At 72.1% G+C, this 19857-nt stretch carries 13 protein-coding genes; 7 read left to right on the top strand and 6 right to left on the bottom strand.

Annotation, left to right across the window (positions count from 1 at the left end):
• Nucleotides 1-129: 129 nt before the first annotated feature.
• Nucleotides 130-1539 carry a Gfo/Idh/MocA family oxidoreductase gene (locus AB0I29_RS13590; RefSeq protein ID WP_357482131.1) on the top strand — a complete coding sequence of 470 codons (1410 nt, stop codon included), beginning with the start codon at nt 130-132 and terminating at the stop codon, nt 1537-1539.
• 143 nt (nt 1540-1682) lie between these two features.
• Here AB0I29_RS13590 and AB0I29_RS13585 read toward each other — a convergent pair whose 3' ends face one another.
• Genes AB0I29_RS13585 through AB0I29_RS13575 form a run of 3 tightly spaced genes read right to left on the bottom strand, consistent with a single transcriptional unit; the run spans nt 1683 to nt 6028 of the window.
• Nucleotides 1683-2726: an AEC family transporter gene (locus tag AB0I29_RS13585; RefSeq protein ID WP_357482129.1), complete on the bottom strand. Its 1044-nt coding sequence runs from the start codon at nt 2724-2726 to the stop codon at nt 1683-1685.
• A 27-nt stretch (nt 2727-2753) separates the two neighbouring features.
• Entirely contained in the window at nt 2754-3986 is a 1233-nt protein-coding gene (locus AB0I29_RS13580; RefSeq protein WP_357482127.1) for a Gfo/Idh/MocA family oxidoreductase, read from the bottom strand.
• Nucleotides 3983-6028 (bottom strand): DUF6807 family protein, encoded by a 2046-nt coding sequence (locus tag AB0I29_RS13575; RefSeq protein ID WP_357482125.1) that lies wholly within the window; start codon nt 6026-6028, stop codon nt 3983-3985. The genes AB0I29_RS13580 and AB0I29_RS13575 overlap by 4 nt, the downstream gene beginning before the upstream one ends.
• Before the next feature lie 282 nt (nt 6029-6310).
• On the opposite strand from AB0I29_RS13575, the gene AB0I29_RS13570 reads away from it, so the two are divergent.
• From AB0I29_RS13570 to AB0I29_RS13555, 4 genes are all read left to right on the top strand, one after another.
• Nucleotides 6311-7234: a sugar ABC transporter permease gene (locus tag AB0I29_RS13570; protein WP_357482123.1), complete on the top strand. Its 924-nt coding sequence runs from the start codon at nt 6311-6313 to the stop codon at nt 7232-7234.
• Entirely contained in the window at nt 7227-8192 is a 966-nt protein-coding gene (locus AB0I29_RS13565; protein ID WP_357482121.1) for a carbohydrate ABC transporter permease, read from the top strand. Before AB0I29_RS13570 ends, AB0I29_RS13565 begins: the two co-directional genes overlap by 8 nt.
• 49 nt (nt 8193-8241) lie before the next feature.
• The gene (locus AB0I29_RS13560) at nt 8242-9591 is read left to right on the top strand and encodes an extracellular solute-binding protein (protein ID WP_357482119.1); all 1350 of its coding nucleotides are present in this window, start codon (nt 8242-8244) and stop codon (nt 9589-9591) included.
• A gap of 100 nt (nt 9592-9691) precedes the next feature.
• Complete coding sequence (locus AB0I29_RS13555) at nt 9692-11290, top strand: altronate dehydratase family protein (RefSeq protein ID WP_357482117.1); 1599 nt, start codon at nt 9692-9694, stop codon at nt 11288-11290.
• Between the two features lie 68 nt (nt 11291-11358).
• Here the strand turns inward: AB0I29_RS13555 and AB0I29_RS13550 are convergent, their stop codons facing one another.
• Genes AB0I29_RS13550 through AB0I29_RS13540 form a run of 3 tightly spaced genes read right to left on the bottom strand, consistent with a single transcriptional unit; the run spans nt 11359 to nt 17325 of the window.
• The gene (locus tag AB0I29_RS13550) at nt 11359-13578 is read right to left on the bottom strand and encodes a discoidin domain-containing protein (RefSeq protein WP_357482115.1); all 2220 of its coding nucleotides are present in this window, start codon (nt 13576-13578) and stop codon (nt 11359-11361) included.
• Nucleotides 13575-15029, bottom strand: a complete 1455-nt coding sequence (locus AB0I29_RS13545) for a DUF1996 domain-containing protein (RefSeq protein WP_285100771.1) — start codon at nt 15027-15029, stop codon at nt 13575-13577. Before AB0I29_RS13545 ends, AB0I29_RS13550 begins: the two co-directional genes overlap by 4 nt.
• A gap of 49 nt (nt 15030-15078) precedes the next feature.
• Entirely contained in the window at nt 15079-17325 is a 2247-nt protein-coding gene (locus AB0I29_RS13540) for a discoidin domain-containing protein (protein ID WP_357482113.1), read from the bottom strand.
• Between the two features lie 312 nt (nt 17326-17637).
• Between AB0I29_RS13540 and AB0I29_RS13535 the strand changes: the two genes are divergently transcribed.
• Both AB0I29_RS13535 and AB0I29_RS13530 read left to right on the top strand, forming a co-directional pair.
• Nucleotides 17638-18684 (top strand): LacI family DNA-binding transcriptional regulator, encoded by a 1047-nt coding sequence (locus AB0I29_RS13535; protein WP_357482111.1) that lies wholly within the window; start codon nt 17638-17640, stop codon nt 18682-18684.
• 132 nt (nt 18685-18816) lie between these two features.
• Nucleotides 18817-19755, top strand: coding sequence for a glycoside hydrolase family 19 protein (locus AB0I29_RS13530; RefSeq protein ID WP_285100774.1), 939 nt, complete (start codon nt 18817-18819; stop codon nt 19753-19755).
• Nucleotides 19756-19857 lie beyond the last annotated feature (102 nt).

Here is a 19857-nt window from a genome sequence, read left to right as displayed (position 1 = left end):
GGTCGCTCGCCTGCCGGAGCGGTGCCGGCCGGGTGACCCGGCGGAGGGCATGGACAGCGCTTTCCCGGCGTCGTATCGTTTCAATCCCATCCACCCGACGTCGACGACGACCGAAGGAGCTCTCCACCGATGCCCGAGCCGACCACTGAGCCGACCACCGAGCCGATCACCGGTCCGACCCAAGAGCCTGTGCCGCCGTCGGGCCCGCTGCCCGAGGGGCGCCGCCGCTACGCGGTGGTGGGGACGGGGCACCGTGCGTCCATGTACGTCGACGCCCTGATCGGCACCCACGCGCCCGACGGCGAGATCGTCGCCTGGGTCGAGCCCAACCCCGTGCGCGCAGCGGCCTACGAGGCGCGCGTCGCCGCCGCGTTCGGCGGCGTCCGCCCCGTGTACGGGCCGGACGACCTGGAGAAGGCGATCGCGGAGCAGTCCGTCGACCGCGTGATCGTCACGTCGATCGACCGCACGCACGGCGACCTCGTCACCCGCGCCCTGCGGGCCGGCGCCGACGTCGTCGTGGAGAAGCCCATCGCCGCGCACCCCGACCAGGCCCGGCAGATCGTGGACGCCGTGGCCGAGACGGGCCGCGACCTGGTCACGACGTTCAACTACCGCTACTCGCCCCGCAACAGCGCATTGCGCGAGGTGATCGCGAGCGGCGAGATCGGGCGCGTGCTGTCGGTCCACTTCGACTGGGCTCTCGACACCGTGCACGGCGCCGACTACTTCCGCCGCTGGCACCGCGAGAAGGTGAACAACGGCGGCCTGCTGGTGCACAAGTCGAGCCACCACTTCGACCTGGTCAACTGGTGGATCGACGGCGTGCCGCAGCGTGTCTTCGCCACGGGCGGCCGGCGCTTCTACGGCGACGACGGCGCGCACGAGTCCGGCTACGAGCCCACGGCCGGCGAGCGCGCCCTGAACGAGCGTGGCATCGACCCGTGGCAGCTCTCCGTGGAGGACAACGAGTGGCTGTCCACCCTCTACGGGCCCGAGGCCCAGGCGGTCGACGGTTACGTGCGCAACCGCTCGGTGTTCGACGCGGGCATCACCACCGAGGACACGCTCGGTCTCGTCGTCGAGTACGAGGGCGGCGCGCTGCTGACCTACTCGCTCACCGCGCACGCGCCCTGGGAGGGCTACCGCGTGGTGGTCAACGGCACGCGCGGCCGGGCGGAGCTGGAGGTCACCGAGCGCGGGTCGGTGGAGTTCGGCGACAAGGCCGCGATCCTCGACCCGAGCGCGACCGAGGTGTTCGAGGAGGACCTGGTACGGCCCATGGGCGAGCGGCTCGTGGTGCAGCGGCACTGGGAGCGCGCCGAGGAGCGGCCGATCGTGCGCGGTGGCGGCGGGCACGGCGGCGGTGACGCGCTGCTGCTGGCCGACGTCTTCAGGCCGTCGTCCGAGCCCGACCCGCTGGCCCGCGCGGCCGGCTACGTCGACGGCGTCCGGGCGTCGTCGGTCGGCTACGCGGGCAACCGCTCGCTGGAGACGGGCGCCCCGGTCCCGGTCAAGGACCTGAACCTGGGCATCTGACCCGACGGCCGGGTCCAGTTCTACCTGGGTGACCTCTCCGCGACCGTAGCCCTCCCCTTCGAGACCTAAGTTTCTTCGCTTTGGGCCGCCCCAAAGCGAAGAAACTTAGGTCTCGAAGGAGAGGCCCTCCGCCGGGGAGGCCGTCAGACCAGCAGCGCGCCGATCACCACGAGCACCGGCACGCACAGCGCCGTCGTCCAGACGGTCGCGCGCGCCGCGACGCCGTCGAACACGCCGTACCGCGTCGCGTAGGTCGTGACGTTCACGGCCGTGGGCAGCGCGGCCATCGTCACCACGAGGGCGAGGGCCGGCGCGTCCAGCCCCACCGCCGACCCGAGGGCCCACGCCGCCAGCGGGTGCAGCAGGTTGCGCACCAGCACCGCGATCGTGATCACCCAGCCCACCAGCCGGCGGCCCCGCCCGGCGGTCACGCCGAGGTCGGCGTCCGCGGCCGGCATCGGCACGGCGAGCGTCATCCCGAACGTGAGCAGGCCCAGCGGCGGCGCCGCGGCGCCGATCAGGTCGAAGGGGAGCAGCACGACGTCGGGCAGCCGTGCGCCGGTCAGCTCGGCCACCACCGCGACGAGCAGGCCCGCGACCGTGCCGAGCGTGATCGGGTTCCGGAACGCCGCGAGGAACACCTGCCCCATCGACCGCCAGCCCGACCGGGCGGGTGTCCCGCCGTCGGCGGACGCCGTCGCCCGGTCGAGCACGGAGAGCGTCAGCGGCGCCAGCACCAGGAGCTGGAACAGCAGCGTGGGCACCACGGCGAGGGCGTCGTCGAAGAGGTAGACCGCCAGAGGGATCCCGATGTTGCCGCCGTTCACGTAGACGGCGGCGAGCGTCGTGACGGCGGCGGGGCCCGCGGGCAGGCGCAGGAGCCAGCGCGCCGCCGCGGCCGTGGCCAGGCCGAGCACCGCCGTCGTCGCCCAGGTGACCGCGGCGCCGCGCGAGAGCACGTGCGCCAGGTCCGTCGAGGCGAGGGTGCTGAACATCAGCGCCGGCGCGCAGATCGTGAACGACAGCGTCGCCAGGGTCTGCCGGGCGCCCGCCCCGCCGTCACCCGCCCCGCCGTGGGCGATCCCGCGGGGGAGTCCGCGGCCGGCCAGCAGGCCGGTCCGCTGGATCACCCAGCCGAGGACGACCACGCAGGCCATGGAACCGATGGCAGTCAGGACGGGCAGCACCCGAGCACCATGTCACGCTCTCCGGATCTACCTCGCGAGCGTCCACGGGGCACCGAGCTCCGTGAACGTGCGCTGCTCGCGCGCGGCGCGCTCGCACCACGCGGCGACGTCGCGCACCACCGGGTGCCGCGCGTCGCCCTCGGGATTCCCCTGCCCGACGCCGCCCGGCGCGCCCGGCCCCGGCACGCCCGGCCCCGGCGCGCCCGGCCCCGGCGCGCCCGGCCCGCCCGCGACCGGCGTGACGCCGTCCACCCAGTCCACGAACGCGTCGTCCACGGGCGCCGGGTCCGGCGCGGTGCGCACGGCCTCGAGCACCCGCATGAACGCGCCGGTGTCCCGCACGTCGCACAGGAGCCGCTCGCCCTCGCCCGCCCGCACGCGCAGCAGGTTCTCCAGCAGACCGGTGCGTTCGTACCGCTTCTCGGCGACCACGCGCCCGGTGCGCAGCCGCACCAGGTCGTGCTCGTACCCGAGCTCGATCTCGCCCTCGGTGCCCTCCACGATCACGCGCGCCGGGGTGCGCTCCGCCGCGCACAGCGTGAGGCCGAACCCGTAGCGGGTCCCGTCGGTGCCGACGGCGCGCAGGGACGACGTGTCGTCGGCCTCGATCGGGTTGGCCCGCCACAGGTCCGTCTTCACGTACGCGAGGTCCGCGGCGGTCCGGGCGCCGCCCACCCACAGGGCGGTCGCCACGGCGTGCGCCAGGGGGTTGGTCACCACGCCGTCGACCACCGCGCGGTCGCCCATGCGCCGCCGCCCCGCCCACGGCGAGCGCGCCCAGTAGGCCGCGGTCCGCACCCAGGTGCCGACGGCGCCGATGCCGGTCACCTGCCCCACCTCGCCGCGCGCGACCATGTCGGCGACGGCGGGCAGCGCGTGCGACCCGAAGGTCTGGAACCCGACCTGGCACAGCCGCCCGGTCCGCTCGGCGACGGCGACGAGCTCGGCGTGCTCCGCGAGCGACGCGGTGGTCGGCTTCTCCAGCAGCACGTCGATCCCCGCCTCCAGCGCGGCGCGCGCGAGCGGCAGGTGCGTGTGGATGGGCGTCGAGAGCACCACGACGTCGGGCAGCGCGCCGGCGCCGGCCGAGAGCAGGTCGCCCAGGCTCGAGAACCACGGGGCCGGTGCGATGTCCGGCTCCCGCGGGTCGACGACGGCGCTCAGCCGCGCCAGGCCGCGCGCCTCCAGGTCCGCGACCGCCCGCAGGTGCGAGCCGCCGTGGCCGTGGATGCCGACCACGGCCACCTGGGGCAGGCTCACCGCCGGCCGCCGTCGGTCAGGTCGGCGGCCAGCGCCTCGGCCGCGGCGGCCGTGAGCTCCGTGTCCAGCAGCACGGCCACGAGGTCGAGCTGCACGGAACCGCCGTCGGGCACGAGCAGGGGCGCGTCCCAGGCCAGGGCCGGGCAGGCGCCGGGGTACTCGGCGGAACGCAGGAACCACGGCCGCACCTGGCCCGGCTGCACCAGCAGGAGGGTCGTGGACCGGCCGCCCTGCTGCTGCACGAACGCCACCCAGGGCGACGTGCTGCCGTGCGCCCGGTTCTCGCCCGCGCCCGCCGCCGACAGGACCGTGGTGCTCTCGGCGATCGGCAGGCGCCAGAACAGGCCGCCGTACCCGGCGCCCGGCCGGCCGTTCGTGGCGGGCGAGCGGATCTCCAGCGGGCCGTGGTCGGCGTGCAGCGTGGAGCGCCAGTCGAGCACCCAGCCGGGGGCGGCGTCGGACCCGGGCGCCAGGGGGAGCAGGCGCGCCGAGACGCGGCGCTCCTCGCGGAGCTGCGGCTCGCCGTGCTCGTCGGACCACAGCACGTCCTCGACCAGGGTCTCGCCGGCCGTACCGACAGCGCCGAGAACGCCGGGAACACCCGGCTCCACGTGGATCCCCGACGAGGTCTGCCGCCCGTGGTTCTTCAGGAGCGTGGGGCCCACGTCCTCGATGAAGGTGCGGCCGCCCCAGTGGCTGGTGCCGTTCACGTCGGGCACCGCGATGCCCACGCCGTAGTGGTGGCGGTGGTCCACGGGGCTCACGTCGGTGAGCGGCACCCCCGCCAGCGTGTGCACGGGGTGCAGGTAGGGCCGGCGGGCGTGCACCTTGGGCATCCGGTCGCCCGCGTCGCGGCGCACCAGCTCCAGCCCGTCACCGCAGGTCAGCACGACGGCGTCGGCGGAAGGATCGGCGGGTACGGACCAGACCGGCGTGGCGGTCGGGGGCACGGTGGGCACCTCCTCCGGCTGCCCGACGGCGAGGTCGTCGTCCGTGATGTGCACCCGTTCCGGGCCCTGGGGCACGGGTCCGGTGCTCCCGCGCACCTCCAGGCTGGGTGTGAACCGTGCAGAGCGTGCGGGGTGGGCGTCGTCGTCGATCACGGCGTGCAGCTCCCTCCAGGCGTGGCGGCCGAGCTCGGCCTGCGGCACCGCGACCGTCGTCAGCGCGGGTGTGGCGTAGCGGGACAGTTCGATGTCGTCGAAACCGGCCACCGAGATGTCGGCGGGCACGGCCACCCCGGCCTCGTTCAGCCCTGCGAGCAGGCCGAACGCGACGAGGTCGTTGAAGGCCACCGCCGCGGTGGCGCGGGTGGCGAGGACGGCGGCCGCGGCGGCGTGGCCCGCCTGGATGTCCGGTCCGGCGGGCAGGTCGAGGATCTCGAGGTCGGCGTGCCGCTGCCGGGCGCGGGCCAGGCCGGCTCGCCGCAGCTCGTCGGACGCGCTGCGCACGGGTCCGCCCAGGTAGACCAGGCGGCGGTGGCCGAGCGCCACGAGGTGCTCCACCACCTGGACGGCGGCGTCCTCGTAGTCCACGACCAGGCTCGGTGCCGTCCCGCCGGTCTCCCGGTTGACCAGCACCACGGGCTCGACGTCCGCGATGAGCGCGCTGAGCTCGGCGTCCCCGATGCGGGGCGACACGAGCACCAGGGCGTCGCACCGCATGCGCGCCTCGAGCGCGATGGCGCCCTCCTGCTGGTCGTCCTCGACCGTGTCCGCAACGAGCACGCGGTACCCGTCCTCGGCGGCGCCGTCCATGACGCCGCGCAGGATCTGCTGGAACACGGGGTTGCCGAGGTCCGGCACCACCAGCGCCACGGTCTGCGTGCGGCCGAGTGCGAGGCTGCGCGCCGCGTTGCTCGGCCGGTAGCTGAGCTCCGCGGCGACGCCGCGCACGCGCTCGGCGATGGCGGCGTCGACCGTGCTGCGCCCGTTCATCACGCGGGACACCGTCGCCCGGGAGACCCCTGCCGCCGCCGCGACGTCCCCGATCGTGGCGACCGCACGGCGCTGACCTGCGCCTCGAACGCTGCCGCTGCCCATGTGCTCTCCGTCCGTGACCTTGTCCGACCGGATGGCGCGTGGCGCGCGCCCTCGTCGGCGTGGCCCCCCGCGTTACCGGTTTCCCGATGTGACCGTACACCATGGGAAACCGGTTCCTCATGTGGTACGTTCCTCCACCAGAGACCGGTTTCTCACCGACGAGCCGGGGATCGACGACGATCCGGAGGACAACGCGATGCGCCACCCGAACCGCGAGCCCGGACCCTGGCGGTCCGAGCCCCCGCCCGCCCTGACGGGGCCCGACCGCGCGGGGGTGAACCCATGTCAGTGATCCAGGAGCTATCGCGCGGCAAGCAGGCCGGCGCCGTCCGCAAGAAGGGCGACGGGCGCTGGGCGCTGCTGTTCCTCGCGCCGTGGTTCGTGGGCCTCGCGCTCATCACGGCGGGACCCATGGGGGCGTCGCTCTACCTGTCCTTCACGGACTACGACCTGCTCTCCGCACCCGAGTGGGTGGGCCTGGAGAACTACACGCGGATGTTCGACGACCCGCGGTTCCTCCAGTCCCTCGGCGTCACGTTCACCTACGTGTTCGTCTCGGTGCCGCTGCAGCTCGCCGCGGCCCTCGGCCTGGCGCTGCTGCTCGACAAGGGCATGCGCGGGCTCGCCCTGTACCGCTCGGTGTACTACCTGCCTTCCCTGCTCGGCGGGTCGGTGGCCATCGCGATCCTGTGGCGCCAGATCTTCGGCGCGGACGGGCTGGTCAACCAGGTCCTGGCCCTCTTCGGGATCCAGGGCCAGGGCTGGGTCTCGCACCCGGACTACGCGCTCGGCACCCTGATGGCGCTGAACGTCTGGACGTTCGGCGCGCCCATGGTGATCTTCCTGGCCGGCCTGCGACAGATCCCGCAGATGTACTACGAGGCTGCCGCGATCGACGGCGCCTCCCGGTGGCGGCAGTTCCGCAGCATCACCGTGCCGCTGCTCACGCCGATCATCTTCTTCAACCTCGTGCTGCAGCTCATCGAGGCGTTCCAGTCGTTCACGCGGGCGTTCGTCGTCAGCGGCGGCAACGGCGGCCCGTCCGACTCCACGCTGCTCTACACGCTCTACCTCTACCTCAAGGGGTTCGGCTCGCTCGACATGGGCTACGCCTCGGCCATGGCCTGGTTCCTGCTGCTGATCATCGGCGGCATGACGGTCGTCAACTTCCTCGGCTCCAAGTACTGGGTCTTCTACGATGACTGACGCCTCGACGACCGCACAGACCACGACGCCGACGGCGGTGCGCCCGCCGTCCGACACCGCCTCCGGCACCCGGCGTGCCGGGCCGAGCGACCGCCGTCCGACCGCCGTCCGTCCCCGCGGCCGGCGCGTACGGGCCCGGGTGGGGAGCGTGCTCAGGCACGCGGGTCTCATCGCCTTCGGGTTCGTGATGCTGTACCCGCTGCTCTGGATGCTGGCCAGCTCGTTCAAGCCGAACGCGCTGATCTTCCGCGAGCCGGGGCTCATCCCCACCGACATCGACCTGTCCAACTACACGGACGGGTGGAACGCCCTGCTGCACCCGTTCAGCCACTACCTGATCAACTCGGCGCTGGTGGTGCTCGGGTCGCTGCTCGGCAACCTGCTGTCCTGCTCCCTGGCGGCGTACGCGTTCGCGCGGCTGGAGTTCCGGGGCAAGCGGCTGTGGTTCGCGGTCATGCTGATGTCGATCATGCTGCCGATCCACGTGGTGATCGTGCCGCAGTACGTGCTGTTCTCCCAGCTCGAGTGGATCAACACGTTCCTGCCGCTGATCGTGCCCAAGCTGCTCGCGACGGACGCGTTCTTCATCTTCCTGATGGTCCAGTTCTTCCGGGGCATCCCCCGTGAGCTGGACGAGGCGGCGACCCTCGACGGCTGTAACCACCTGCGGATCTACCTGCAGATCATGCTGCCGCTGTCCATGCCGGCCCTCGCCACCACCGCGATCTTCACGTTCATCTGGACGTGGAACGACTTCTTCAGCCAGCTGATCTTCCTGACGCGGCCGGAGATGTACACCGTGCCGATCGCGTTGCGCACCTTTGTCGACTCCACGGGCGAGAGCTCGTGGGGCTCGCTGTTCGCGATGTCGATCGTCTCCCTGATCCCCGTCTTCATCGCCTTCCTGTTCGGACAGAAGTACCTGGTCAAGGGCATTGCGACCACCGGGATCAAGTAGCTCCACCCGCGATGCGACAACGACGTCAACGTCACCGAAGGAGAAATACATGAGCACCACCGGCAACCCACGTCCCACGAGGCGCGGCAAGCGGCTCGCCGGCTCGGCCGCGGGCATCGCGGCCGTGGCCCTGACCCTCGCGGCCTGCGGCGGCGGCGACTCGGGCATCGGCGGGGGCGGCGACGACGCCCCCGCCGCCGCAGAGGAGTGCCCCTGCGAGATCCGCTTCTCGTGGTGGGGCTCGGACAGCCGCCACGAGTCGACGCAGCAGATCATCGAGGCGTTCGAGGCGGAGAACCCGGACATCACCGTGGTCCCCGACTTCACCGACTGGGACGGCTACTGGGACAAGCTCGCCACCTCGGTGGCCGCGGGCGACACCCCGGACGTCATCACCCAGGAGGAGCGCTACATCTCCGACTACTCGACCAAGAACGTGCTCGCCGACCTGGGCACGCTCGACATCGACACGTCCAAGGTGGACGACGGCGTGCTGGCCGGCGGCCAGATCGAGGGGACCCAGTACGGCATCCCGACCGGCATCAACGCCTACGCGCTCGTCGCCGACCCGGAGCTCTTCGCCGACGCCGGCGTCGACGTCCCGGACGACACCACCTGGACGTGGGAGGACTACGTCACCACGGCGAACGCCGTCGCGAAGGGGGCCGGCGACGGCGTCTGGGGCACGCAGGACTACGGCTTCAACGAGGCCGGCCTCAACGTGATGGCCCGCCAGCGCGGCGAGACCCTGTTCACGGCCGACGGCGAGCTCGGCGTCTCCGAGGAGACCGTCGCCGACTTCTTCCAGGTCTCCCTCGACCTCGTCGAGGGCGGCGGCCAGCCCGACGCCGCCCGCACCGTCGAGTACCAGGCGGCCGGCCCCGAGGGCGGTCTGCTCGGCACCAACAAGGGCGCCATGGGCGTCTGGTGGACCAACCAGCTCGGCGCGCTGTCCGACTCGTCGGGCCACGAGCTCGAGCTGCTGCGGCTCCCGGGCGAGTCGGAGGGCGAGCGGACCGGCATGTACTACAAGCCGGCGATGTTCTACTCCGTCTCCGCGGACACGAAGTACCCGGAGTCGTCCGCGAAGTTCGTGGACTTCCTGCTGAACTCCGAGGAGGCGGCCAAGATCATGCTGACCGACCGCGGCCTCCCGGCGAACACCGACGTGCGCGAGGCGATCCTGGGCGACCTGTCGCCCACCGACCAGAAGGTCGCCGACTTCATGGCGGACATCGAGGACGAGATCGTCGACAACCCGGCGGTCCCGCCGCACGGCAGCGCCGAGCTCGCCGACATCATGGAGCGCATCAACACGGAGGTCCTCTTCGAGCGCATCACCCCGGAAGAGGCCGCCACCCAGCTCATCGATGAGATCAACGCGGCGATCGCCAACTGACCCACGACGTGTCAGACGTACAGGTCACCCGGGTGACCTGTACGTCTGACACGTTCTGGGGCTGGGTAGGATGAAACGGTTCAGAGGAGAGGTGCCACAGGTGTCACAAGATCTGCTCGTGCTGCGGAAGGGCGACGACGTCGCCGTCGCCACGCGGGACCTGGGCCCGGGCGACGCCGCCGCGGTTCCCGGGAGCGGCCCGCTCGCCGTCCGGCAGCCGGTGCCGCGCGGGCACAAGATCGCCCTCCGCCCCGTGTCGGCAGGCGGCCAGGTGCGCAAGTACGGGCAGGTCATCGGGGTCGCCACCACGGACATCGTCCCCGGCGACCACGTGCACTCCCACAACCTCGGGTTCGAGGAGGGCGAACGGGACACGCCCCTGGGCGGCACGCACCACGAGCTCCCGGTGCCCGACGACGAGCCCCGGCCCACCTTCCGCGGTTTCCGCCGGGCCGACGGCAGGGTCGGCACCCGCAACTTCGTCGCCATCCTGACCAGCGTGAACTGCTCGGCCTCGACGGCCAAGATGATCGCCGACCAGTTCCGCGGCGCCGCGCTGGACGAGTTCGAGAACGTGGACGGCGTCATCGCCCTGACGCACACCTCGGGCTGCGGGCTGGTCCCGGACTCCGAGGGCGGGCAGATCCTGCTGCGCACCCTGCGGGGCTACGCCGCGCACCCGAACGTCGCGGGCCTGCTGGTGCTCGGGCTGGGCTGCGAGATGGTGCCGGGCGCGGCGCTGTCGGCCCGCTCGGGCCAGGTCGCCGACCTCGGCATGCCCGGCATCGGCGCCCCCGACGAGACCCGGTCCGGGCTGCTGGCCGCCATCGCCGACGACACCGTGGTGCGGAGCCTGACCATCCAGGAGGCCGGCGGTGTGCGGGCCTCGGTGCGGGCCGGCGTCGCCGCTGTCCGCGAGATGCTGCCGCTGGTCAACGCGCGCGAGCGCGTCGAGTGCGACGTGTCCGAGCTGGTGCTCGCGCTGAACTGCGGCGGGTCGGACGGCTACTCCGGCATCACGGCCAACCCGGCCCTCGGCTGGGCCTCCGACCGCCTGGTCGCGTACGGCGCCACGTCGGTGCTGGCCGAGACGCCCGAGGTCTACGGGGCGGAGCACCTGCTCACCGCGCGGGCGACCGAGCCGGCGGTCGCCAAGAAGCTGCTGGACCGCATCGACTGGTGGCGCGACTACGTCAGGGCCGGCGGCGGCACGCTCGACAACAACCCGTCGCCGGGCAACAAGGCGGGCGGGCTCACCACGATCCTGGAGAAGTCCCTCGGGGCGGTCGCCAAGGGCGGCCAGGCCGACCTGGGCGCCGTCTACGAGTACGCCGAGCCGATCACGGAGCGCGGGTTCGGCTTCATGGACACTCCCGGCTACGACCCGGTCTCCGTGACCGGCCTGGTCGCGGGCGGCGCCAACGTCGTCGTCTTCACCACGGGCCGCGGTTCGGTCTTCGGGTGCCGCCCCACGCCGTCGATCAAGGTGGCGACCAACACGCCGATGTACTCGGTGATGTCCGAGGACATGGACGTCAACGCGGGCGTGATCGTGGACGGCACCGCGACCGTGGCCGAGGTGGGCCGCCAGATCTTCGACCGGATCCTCGCGGTGGCCTCGGGGGAGCAGACGGTCAGCGAGGAGCTGGAGATCGGCGCCGAGGAGTTCATCCCCTGGCACATGGGCGCCGTCACCTGACCTTCCCAGACGTGTCAGACGCTCAGGTCACCCGGGTGACCTGAGCGTCTGACACGTGCGGGGTGGGTTTACGGGTAGCTCACCACCTTCGCCGGGATCGTCTCCGTGCCTGCCGCGCGCGGGCCGACGCCGTTGATGACGTGCTCGTACGTGCCCACCCCGCCGAGCGACACGGTGAGCAGCGAGTGCATCCGCACGCCCGGCGTGACCGGCACCTCGAAGCCGTTGTCCGAGGTGATCGACGCGTCCGACGTGAACACGCAGTACGAGCCCAGACCCCAGGCCTCGTGCTGCGTCACGCCGTCCGCGACCTTGTACGCCGCCCAGCCCCGGACGCCGTCGTGGTTCCACGCCGCCTGGTTCGGCGGGTCGTACGGCAGCTCGTTCTGGTAGAAGATCGTGCGGCCGCGCTCCCCGTTCCACAGGGTGTTGTACTCCTGGTAGTGCTCCACGAAGAGCCCGTACCCGTCCACGTCGTCGCCGTTGACCACCAGGCCGTTGCGCGCGGTGTTCACGTCCCAGCCGATGCCGTCGCCGTGGTCGCCGCGCCACGACCAGATGTGGTCGACGATCGTGTCGTCCGCGTTGACCACGATCGCCTGGTCCACGCGCCCGGCGTGCGCGCCGCCCACACGGACGAACACGTCGTGCAGCGAGATCGGGTCGTCCGCGTGGTCCGCCGTCGACCCCTCCGTGCCGACGGTGAGCATGGACGGCGACTCGGCGGCCCCGGCGTCGAACAGCACGCCTGCCACGTGGACGCCGTCCACGTCGCCCACGCGCATCGCCGTCTGCCCGGCCGTCGGCACGATCGTGGCGTACCCGAGCCCGAGCACGACGGTGTCGGCGCGGTCCACCTCGATCGTCCCCGTCGTCTCGTAGATGCCGGGCGTGAGCAGCAGGTGCAGGCCCTGGTCCAGGGCCTGGTTGATCCGCGCGGCGGAGTCGCCGGGGCGCGCCACGTAGAAGTCGCCCAGCGGGATCGAGGTGCCCGACGTCGTCCCGCCGTCCCACGTCGCGCCGCGTGTGCCCGACCGGGCCGACGGCACGAACACCGCGTAGTCGTCCCCGTCGAGGTACAGGTACGGCTTCTCGCGGATGACGCCCGTGGTGTCCAGGGTGGTCACCGCGGGTTCGGGGAACGACGTCGGCGGGGCGTTCTCGACGCCGGAGAACACCATGTTCCACAGCGTCCCGGCCCAGCCGCCCGTCAGCGTCGAGTCGCGGGTGTACCACTGCTGCTGGGTCCAGGCGCGGACCTGGCCGTCGACCACGGAGTCGGCGATGTAGCCGCCCGAGGCCCAGCCGTACCGCGACGAGTGCAGCATGAGGTTGCCCTTGACGTGCACGCGGCGCATGGGCGCGGCCTGGGAGACCGCCCACCGCATGTCACCGCCTGACGGCGTGACCGCCAGGTTCTCGACGGACCGCCAGAAGTTCTGCGTGGCGTTGCCCTCGAACCACTCCGCGTCGGCCCAGACGCCGCCGGTGATGTTCACGTCGTCCGGCCTCGTCCCCAGGCCGGAGATCGAGGTGTGGAAACCGGCGTTGACGTGCACCGGGTAGGTGCCCGGCTCGAAGAGGAACTGGTGCCGCCCGTCGCCGAACTGGTCCGCCTCCTGCTGGTCGTAGACGGCGTCCACGGCCGCCTGGACCTGTGCGGCCGGCGTGTCCGGGCCGAAGACGTGCACGTTCGGCCCGAGGTCACCGCCGCCGGGGATCGGGTCGCCGGGCATGGTGCCGCCGTCACCGGTGAACACCTTCAGCTCCCAGAGCGAGTAGCCGTACCCGGTGCCGCGCTCCGTGCCGGTGAGCCGCACGTACCGGCCCGACCCCGCCACGTCGAGGGACTGGTTGCCGCCGGTCCCGTCCGTGACGGTCTTCAGCGTGCGCCACGTGGTGCCGTCGTCGGACGCCTCGATCCGGAAGTCGCGACCGTACGCCGCCTCCCAGGCGAGCTCGACGCGGCACAGGTCCTGGACCGAGCCGAGGTCGACCCGGATCCACTGCGGGTCGCTGAACTCGCTGGCCCAGCGGGTGCCGGGGTCGCCGTCCACGGCTGACGCCGCGCCGAACGGCCCCTCGGTCGACGATGCCGTCGCCGGTCGCCCGAGGGCCGCGTTGGTCGTGCCGCAGGCGGCGGCCGCCGCGCGGTCCGGGCCGGACGCGAGGCCCGGCGCGGGCCGCGCCGGGACCGGCACCGGCACCGGCGCGGCCGCCGCCGTCAGCGGGGCCGCGACGCAGGCAGCGACCGCGGCGGCCGCCAGCCAGACCCGGCCCGCCCTCATGAAGCCACCTCCTCGCGTGCGGCCGTGGTCTCGGGCACGAGCTCGTAGTTCTCGTCGAGCACGGTGCCGCGGTGCGGCTTGTAGAGGTCGTAGCCGCGCGGGTTGCACTGCAGGCCGCCGTTGATGCAGTGCTCCACGAGCCGGCGGAGCACCTCGGGGTCCCAGGCGTTCACGAAGTCGTAGTGCCACGACTGGTCGGACCCGCTCACCAGCGCGACGTCGGACATGTCACCGCTGACGGGCCAGGCGATCTTGAACTCCAGCATCGGGACCGCGACGGGGTGGCTCATGGGGCACTGCCCGGCCTCGGGGTACGCCATGTGCGAGCCGTGGCCCATGTGGGCGGACTCCTCCGGGGTCAGGTGCATCCCGTCCCAGCAGCTCGGCGCCTGGTACCGGATGTTGAGCTGGGTGCCCTCGGGGCAGTACGCCGGGATCTCCCAGCTCTTGGAGATGTCGCCGCACTCCCAGCCCTCGACGGCGCCCGGCGCGGTGCGGAACTCCTCGACCGTGGCCATCATGTCGCCGGTCACGAACTGGAGTCCCTCCGGGAACGGCACCACGTCCTGGTAGTCGTCGATGCCCGACTTGTAGTAGACGGTCATCGGGATGTTCGGCTCGACCGGCACTCCGCCCTTGGTGATGGCGGGGAACCAGTAGGCCGAGTGGTCCTGCGGCACCGTGCAGGTGCTCTCCGGCATCGCGTTCAGGCTCGTCGGCGTGGTGAACGCGTCCGTCGACCGGTTGCCGATGAACGTGTGCAGGTGCGACCGGCCCGGCTGGTTCGGGTACACGATCGAGTCGTCGGGCAGGAAGTGCGAGAACTCGCAGTTCGCCTGGAACTCGTGGTGCGTCACCTCGTCACCGGGGAACGGCGGCGGGTCCTCCGGCCCGCCGGCCTCGCCGTCGCCGAACACCTGGAACTCCAGGAGCGAGTAGCCGTAGCCGGTGCCGCGGGCCGTGCCGACGAGCTGCACGTAGCGGCCGGTCGCGGTGATGTCGTAGACCTCGGTGCCGCCGGTCCCGGCGCCCTCGGTCACGACCGTGGTCCAGGTCTGGGCATCGGCGGAGACCTGGAGCGTGAACGCCGCGCCGTAGGCGGCCTCCCACTCCAGGGCGACGTGGTCCAGCGCGTACGACCGGCCCAGGTCGATCCGGATCCACTGGTCGTCCGTGGGGGCGCTGGCCCAGCGGGTGGTGCGGTCGCCGTCGACCGCGAACCGCGGCCCGAGGCCGCCGGACTCCGAGCTGGACGCGGCCGTGAGCGCGCCCTGCGAGAGGAGCGTGTTCGGCTCGGCGACGGCGGTGGTGGCGCCGATGGCGCCCGCCGCGCTCAGGGTCGAGGCGAGCAGTGCGGTGGCGGCCAGGCCGCCCAGTAGGCGAGGTCTGAGGCCGCCGGGTGTGCGGCCGCGGGATGTGGAGCGGTGTGGCGTGCTGAGTGCTGTGCGCATGGTTCCTCCTTTGATGGTGGCGTGCGTTGCTGACCCGTCACTGCCGTGCTCACTGCTGGTAGACGCCGACCTCGTACAGGGAGTAGCCCCACTCCGTGCCGCGCTCGGTGAGGTTGAGCCGCACGTACCGGCCCGTCCCGGCCACGTCCAGGCTGTCGACGCCGCCGTTGCCGCCCGTCACCGTGCGGACCGTGGTCCAGGTGTTGCCGTCGTTCGACGTCTGCACCTGGTAGGACTTGCCGTAGGCCGTCTCCCAGACGAGCTGCACGTGGTCGAACGACTGCACCGAGCCGAGGTCCACCTGGTACCAGGCGGTCGGGCCCCACTCGCTGGCCCAGCGTGTGGTGGCGTCGCCGTCGACGGCGCGGCCGGGCGTCCAGTCGCCGTTCCACGGGTCGAAGCTCGACGCCGTGGCGGTCTTGCCCCGCGCGATGTTCGTCCCGTCCACCGGGGGCGCGACGACGCGGAACGACCGGGTCTCCACGCCCACGTTGCCGTGGCCGTCCTCGGCGAACACGTAGACCTTCCAGACGCCGAGCATCTCGGGCGCCGTGACCCGGAACGTGCCGGGAGCTGTCTGCGTGAACTGCGCCTGCGCGATGCCGCCGGCATTGTTGACGTACTTGCTGTTCAGCATCACGTTGGCGTCGATCGGATCGCCGTCCGGGTCGGTGACGTCCACGTTGAGCGTGAACTGCTCGCCCGCGGCGACCGCTGTCGCCCCGGGGACGGACATGGCGGTGATGCGCGGCGGGGTGTTCATCCCGGACGTGTCCACGCCCCAGGCCCGCGCGATCGAGTAGTAGCCGAGGCGCTTGTTGTCGCCCGGGAGGACGTTGAACCACACGCCGCCGAAGTCGCCCTCGATGCCGTAGTGGAAGAACGTGGCGCCCAGCGCGACGCCGTCGTGCTCCCGCAGGCAGCGCCAGGAGTCCACGTACGCCTGCTCCTTCTCCAGGTCGGTGGGCTCGTCGGGTACGCCGTTCGCGTCGTCCGGCACCTCCCACTCACCGGCCGCGCCGCCCTCGGTGATGATGTACGGCCGGTCGTAGCCGCCGGCCTCCCAGGCCGCGGGCACGTTGCACAGGTCGCCGTACGCGTTGACCGAGAGCAGGTCCAGGTCCGGGGCGTTGCGCTCGAGGTACGGCCAGGCGCCGACCCACGCGTCGGTGCTGGTGGTCGGGTGCTTGGGGTCGGCCTGGTGCACGGCCACGCTGACCTCGTCGACGAAGGCCGCGTACGCGTTGCGGATCGCCTCCAGCTCGGTTCCCGAGTAGCAGTTCTGCAGGCCCAGGAGCGACTCGTTGCCGATGTTCCACATGAGCACGCCCGGGTGGTCCTTGTAGGCCGCGACCTGGTTGAGGATGTCGGCCTTCGTGGTCGTCTTGTAGCTCGTGTCCGTGCGGTAGTCGATGCAGCCGCCCGATCCCGGCCCGCCGCCGGGCAGGAGCCAGAAGCCCATCACCACGCGGACGTCGTGCGCCGCGGCCGAGTCGAGGAGCTGGCGGGTGTCCGCGCCGGTGCCCCAGGTGCGGATCGTGTTCGCGCCCATGGCGGTGAGGGTCGGCATGTAGTGGTCGGCCGTGCTGAACGCCGGGCCCCACGTGAAGCCGCGGACCGTGTACGGCTGCCCGTCCACCTCCAGGTCCCAGTCGCCGTTGCCGCCCACGACCTCGACGGTGCTGGCCCCCGAGTCCCGCACGGGGACGTTCGGGTGGCCCGGGTTCACGTAGCTCGGGTCGCCGGGGTCGCCCGGATCGGTGCTGCCGCCCGCCTCGCCGAAGACCCGCAGCTCCCACAGCGAGTTGCCGTACCCGCCCGAGCGGGCGGTGGACAGCAGCCGCACGTAGCGGGCGGTGCCGTCGACGTCGAAGGTGTCGGTGCCGCCGTCGCCCGAGGTGGTCGAGTACACGGTGGACCAGGACGACCCGTCGGCCGAGACCTGGAACTGGTAGCTCGTCGAGTACGCCGACTCCCAGACCAGCTCCACGTGGTCCAGCGTCGCGGAGCGGCCGAGGTCCACCCGGATCCACTGCGGGTCGCTGAACTCGCTGGCCCAGCGCGTGCCGAGGTCGCCGTCGACGGCGGCGCTCGCGGGCGTGTAGTCGGGGTTCTCCACGGAGGAGGCGGTGGCGGGCCGGCCCTGCGACAGCAGGACTGGCTCCGCCTGTGCCGAGGCGGCGGGCACGACGAGTGCCGCCGCGGCCAGCAGGCCGGTCGCCAGGGCGGCGGCCCCGGCGCGCGTGCGGCGCCTGAGCCTGGTCGCGCGTGTGCCGGGTGATCCGGTGGTGGTCATGGGTGTTCCTCTCCGTCCGCTCGTCGGCGGCCAGGTGCGGCGGCCGTGGCGCGGTTCGTCGTTGAGCCTGCGCTCGCGACGCTCCGGTGCGCCGCGAGTTGGGAGAGCGCTCTTACGCCGCCCATCCTTGACCCGTTCTTGGCGGAGCGTCAAGGGCTGGCCCGGAACACTTCACCTGCTGTTTTCTGCTCTTTCCTGCGTTTTATACCGTCAGGGCTGGCTTTGATCCGAACGCCGGATGGCGCGAGATCTGTCGCATCTCATCCGCACGGGCTCCCTCGGAGAGCGCTCTTACTCTGTTACCGTCGGCCTGTGAGCAAGGATCTGCGGCGTGCGGCGCCGACCCTGGAGGACGTGGCGAAGGTCGCCGGTGTCTCTCGCGCGACCGTTTCCCGGGTGATCAACGGCAAGCGCAAGGTGGCGCCCGCGGTCCAGGAGGTCGTGCTGGAGGCGGTCGCGGAGACCGGCTACGTGCCCAACCGGGCCGCGCGGTCCTTGGTCACCCGCCGCACGGGCACGGTGGCCGTCGTCATCTCGGGTGCGGACGCCGACCCCGAGGGCGAGCTCGACCTGTCCGGCGTCTTCTCGGACCCGTTCTTCGGCCGGGTGGTGGGCTCGCTCGTGCGGACCCTCCGGCCGCACGACGTGCACCCGGTGCTGATGTTCGCCGACGACGCGCAGACCCGGGGCCAGGTCACCTCGTACCTGCGGTTCGGCAACGCGGACGGTGCCCTGCTGGTCTCCACCTACGCGGACGACCCGCTCCCCGAGGAGCTCATCGGCACCGGCCGCCCCATCGTGCTGTTCGCGCGGCCGGGCCACGCGATCCCGGCGAGCTATGTGGACCTGGCCAACGCCGACGGCGCCCGTATGGCCGCGAACCACCTGCTCGACCGGGGCTGCAGCACGCTCGGCGTGATCTCCGGGCCGCTCGACGTCCCGTCCGCGCGCGACCGGCTCGACGGCTTCCGGGACGCGGCGGCCCGGCGCGGGCACGCCTTCGTCCCCAGCGTGGCGGGATCGTTCACGTTCGAGAGCGGGGAGTCGGCCATGGCCGAGCTGCTCGCCGCCGCGCCGGACCTCGACGGGGTCTTCGTCTCGAACGACCTCATGGCGCAGGGCGCCATCCACGTGCTCCAGACGCAGGGCCGCCGCGTCCCCGACGACGTCGCGATCGTCGGCTTCGACGACAGTCCCGTGGCCGTGCAGACCCGCCCCCGGCTGACGACGGTGCGGCAGCCCGTGGAGAAGATGGCGGAGGAGATGGCGCGGATGCTGCTGGAGCAGATCGACGCCGACGAGCCGGCCGTCCGCTCGGCGATCTTCGAGCCGATCCTGGTGGTCCGCGACTCGGCGTGACCTGACCCGTCACGTACGGGTCGCCCGTGTGGGAATCCCTCACGCCCCGCCTGGACGTACCTTGCTAGGTTCCTGAACAAATCGGCCGTCGGTGTCGACGACGGCCCAGGACCCGAAGCGAGGTGGTTCCCCGTGAGATCTCGTCGCGTACCGCTCTTTGTCGCAAGTCTTGTCGCCGCACTCCTGACGACAGGGGTCGTCGCAGTCCCCGGCTCTGCGGCCCCTGCCGCCGGCTCGGCAGCGCCTGCCGCGGTCGCCGACTGCAGCGCGCCCGCCTGGAGCAGCAGCGCCGTCTACGTCGGCGGCAACCTCGTCACGCACGCCGGCGCCTCGTGGCGTGCCAAGTGGTGGACCCAGGGCGAGACGCCCGGCACCACCGGTGAGTGGGGCGTCTGGGAGCGCGTCGGTACCTGCGACGGCGGCGAGCCGCCCGTCGACCCGCCCGGCACCGACGACTTCCCGGTCAGCCAGGCCCAGTTCAACTCGTTCTTCCCCAACCGGAACTCGTTCTACACCTACGCGGGCCTCGTCGACGCGCTCAGCGCCTACCCCGGGTTCGCCAATAGCGGCAGCGAGACCGTCCAGAAGCGTGAGGCTGCGGCGTTCCTCGCCAACGTGTCGCACGAGACCGGCGGCCTGGTCCACATCGTCGAGCAGAACACGGCGAACTACCCGCACTACTGCGACAGGAACCAGCCCTACGGCTGCCCGGCCGGCACCGACCAGTACTACGGCCGCGGACCGGTCCAGCTCAGCTGGAACTTCAACTACAAGGCCGCGGGCGACGCGCTCGGCATCGACCTGCTGAACAACCCCAGCCTGGTCTCGACCAACTCGGCGATCGCCTGGAAGACCGGCCTCTGGTACTGGAACACCCAGAACGGCCCGGGCACCATGACGCCGCACAACGCCATCGTGAACGGCGCCGGGTTCGGCGAGACCATCCGGAGCATCAACGGCTCCATCGAGTGCAACGGCGGCAACCCCGCCCAGGTCCAGAGCCGCGTGGACACCTATCTGCGGTTCACGAGCGCCCTGGGCGTGGACCCGGGCGGCAACCTCTACTGCTGACCCCTGGACCCCGGCCCCTCCGGGCTCGGGCGTTGACCACAGCGGTTGCTGCCAGGAGCACGTCCGTCCTGGCAGCAACCGCTGTGGTCAACGAAGAGAGCG

The sequence above is a fragment of the Promicromonospora sp. NPDC050262 genome (assembly GCF_040655935.1).
Classification (GTDB): domain Bacteria; phylum Actinomycetota; class Actinomycetes; order Actinomycetales; family Cellulomonadaceae; genus Promicromonospora.
Note: the sequence above shows the minus strand (reverse complement) of the source record. Positions and strands in the feature narration are given on the sequence as shown.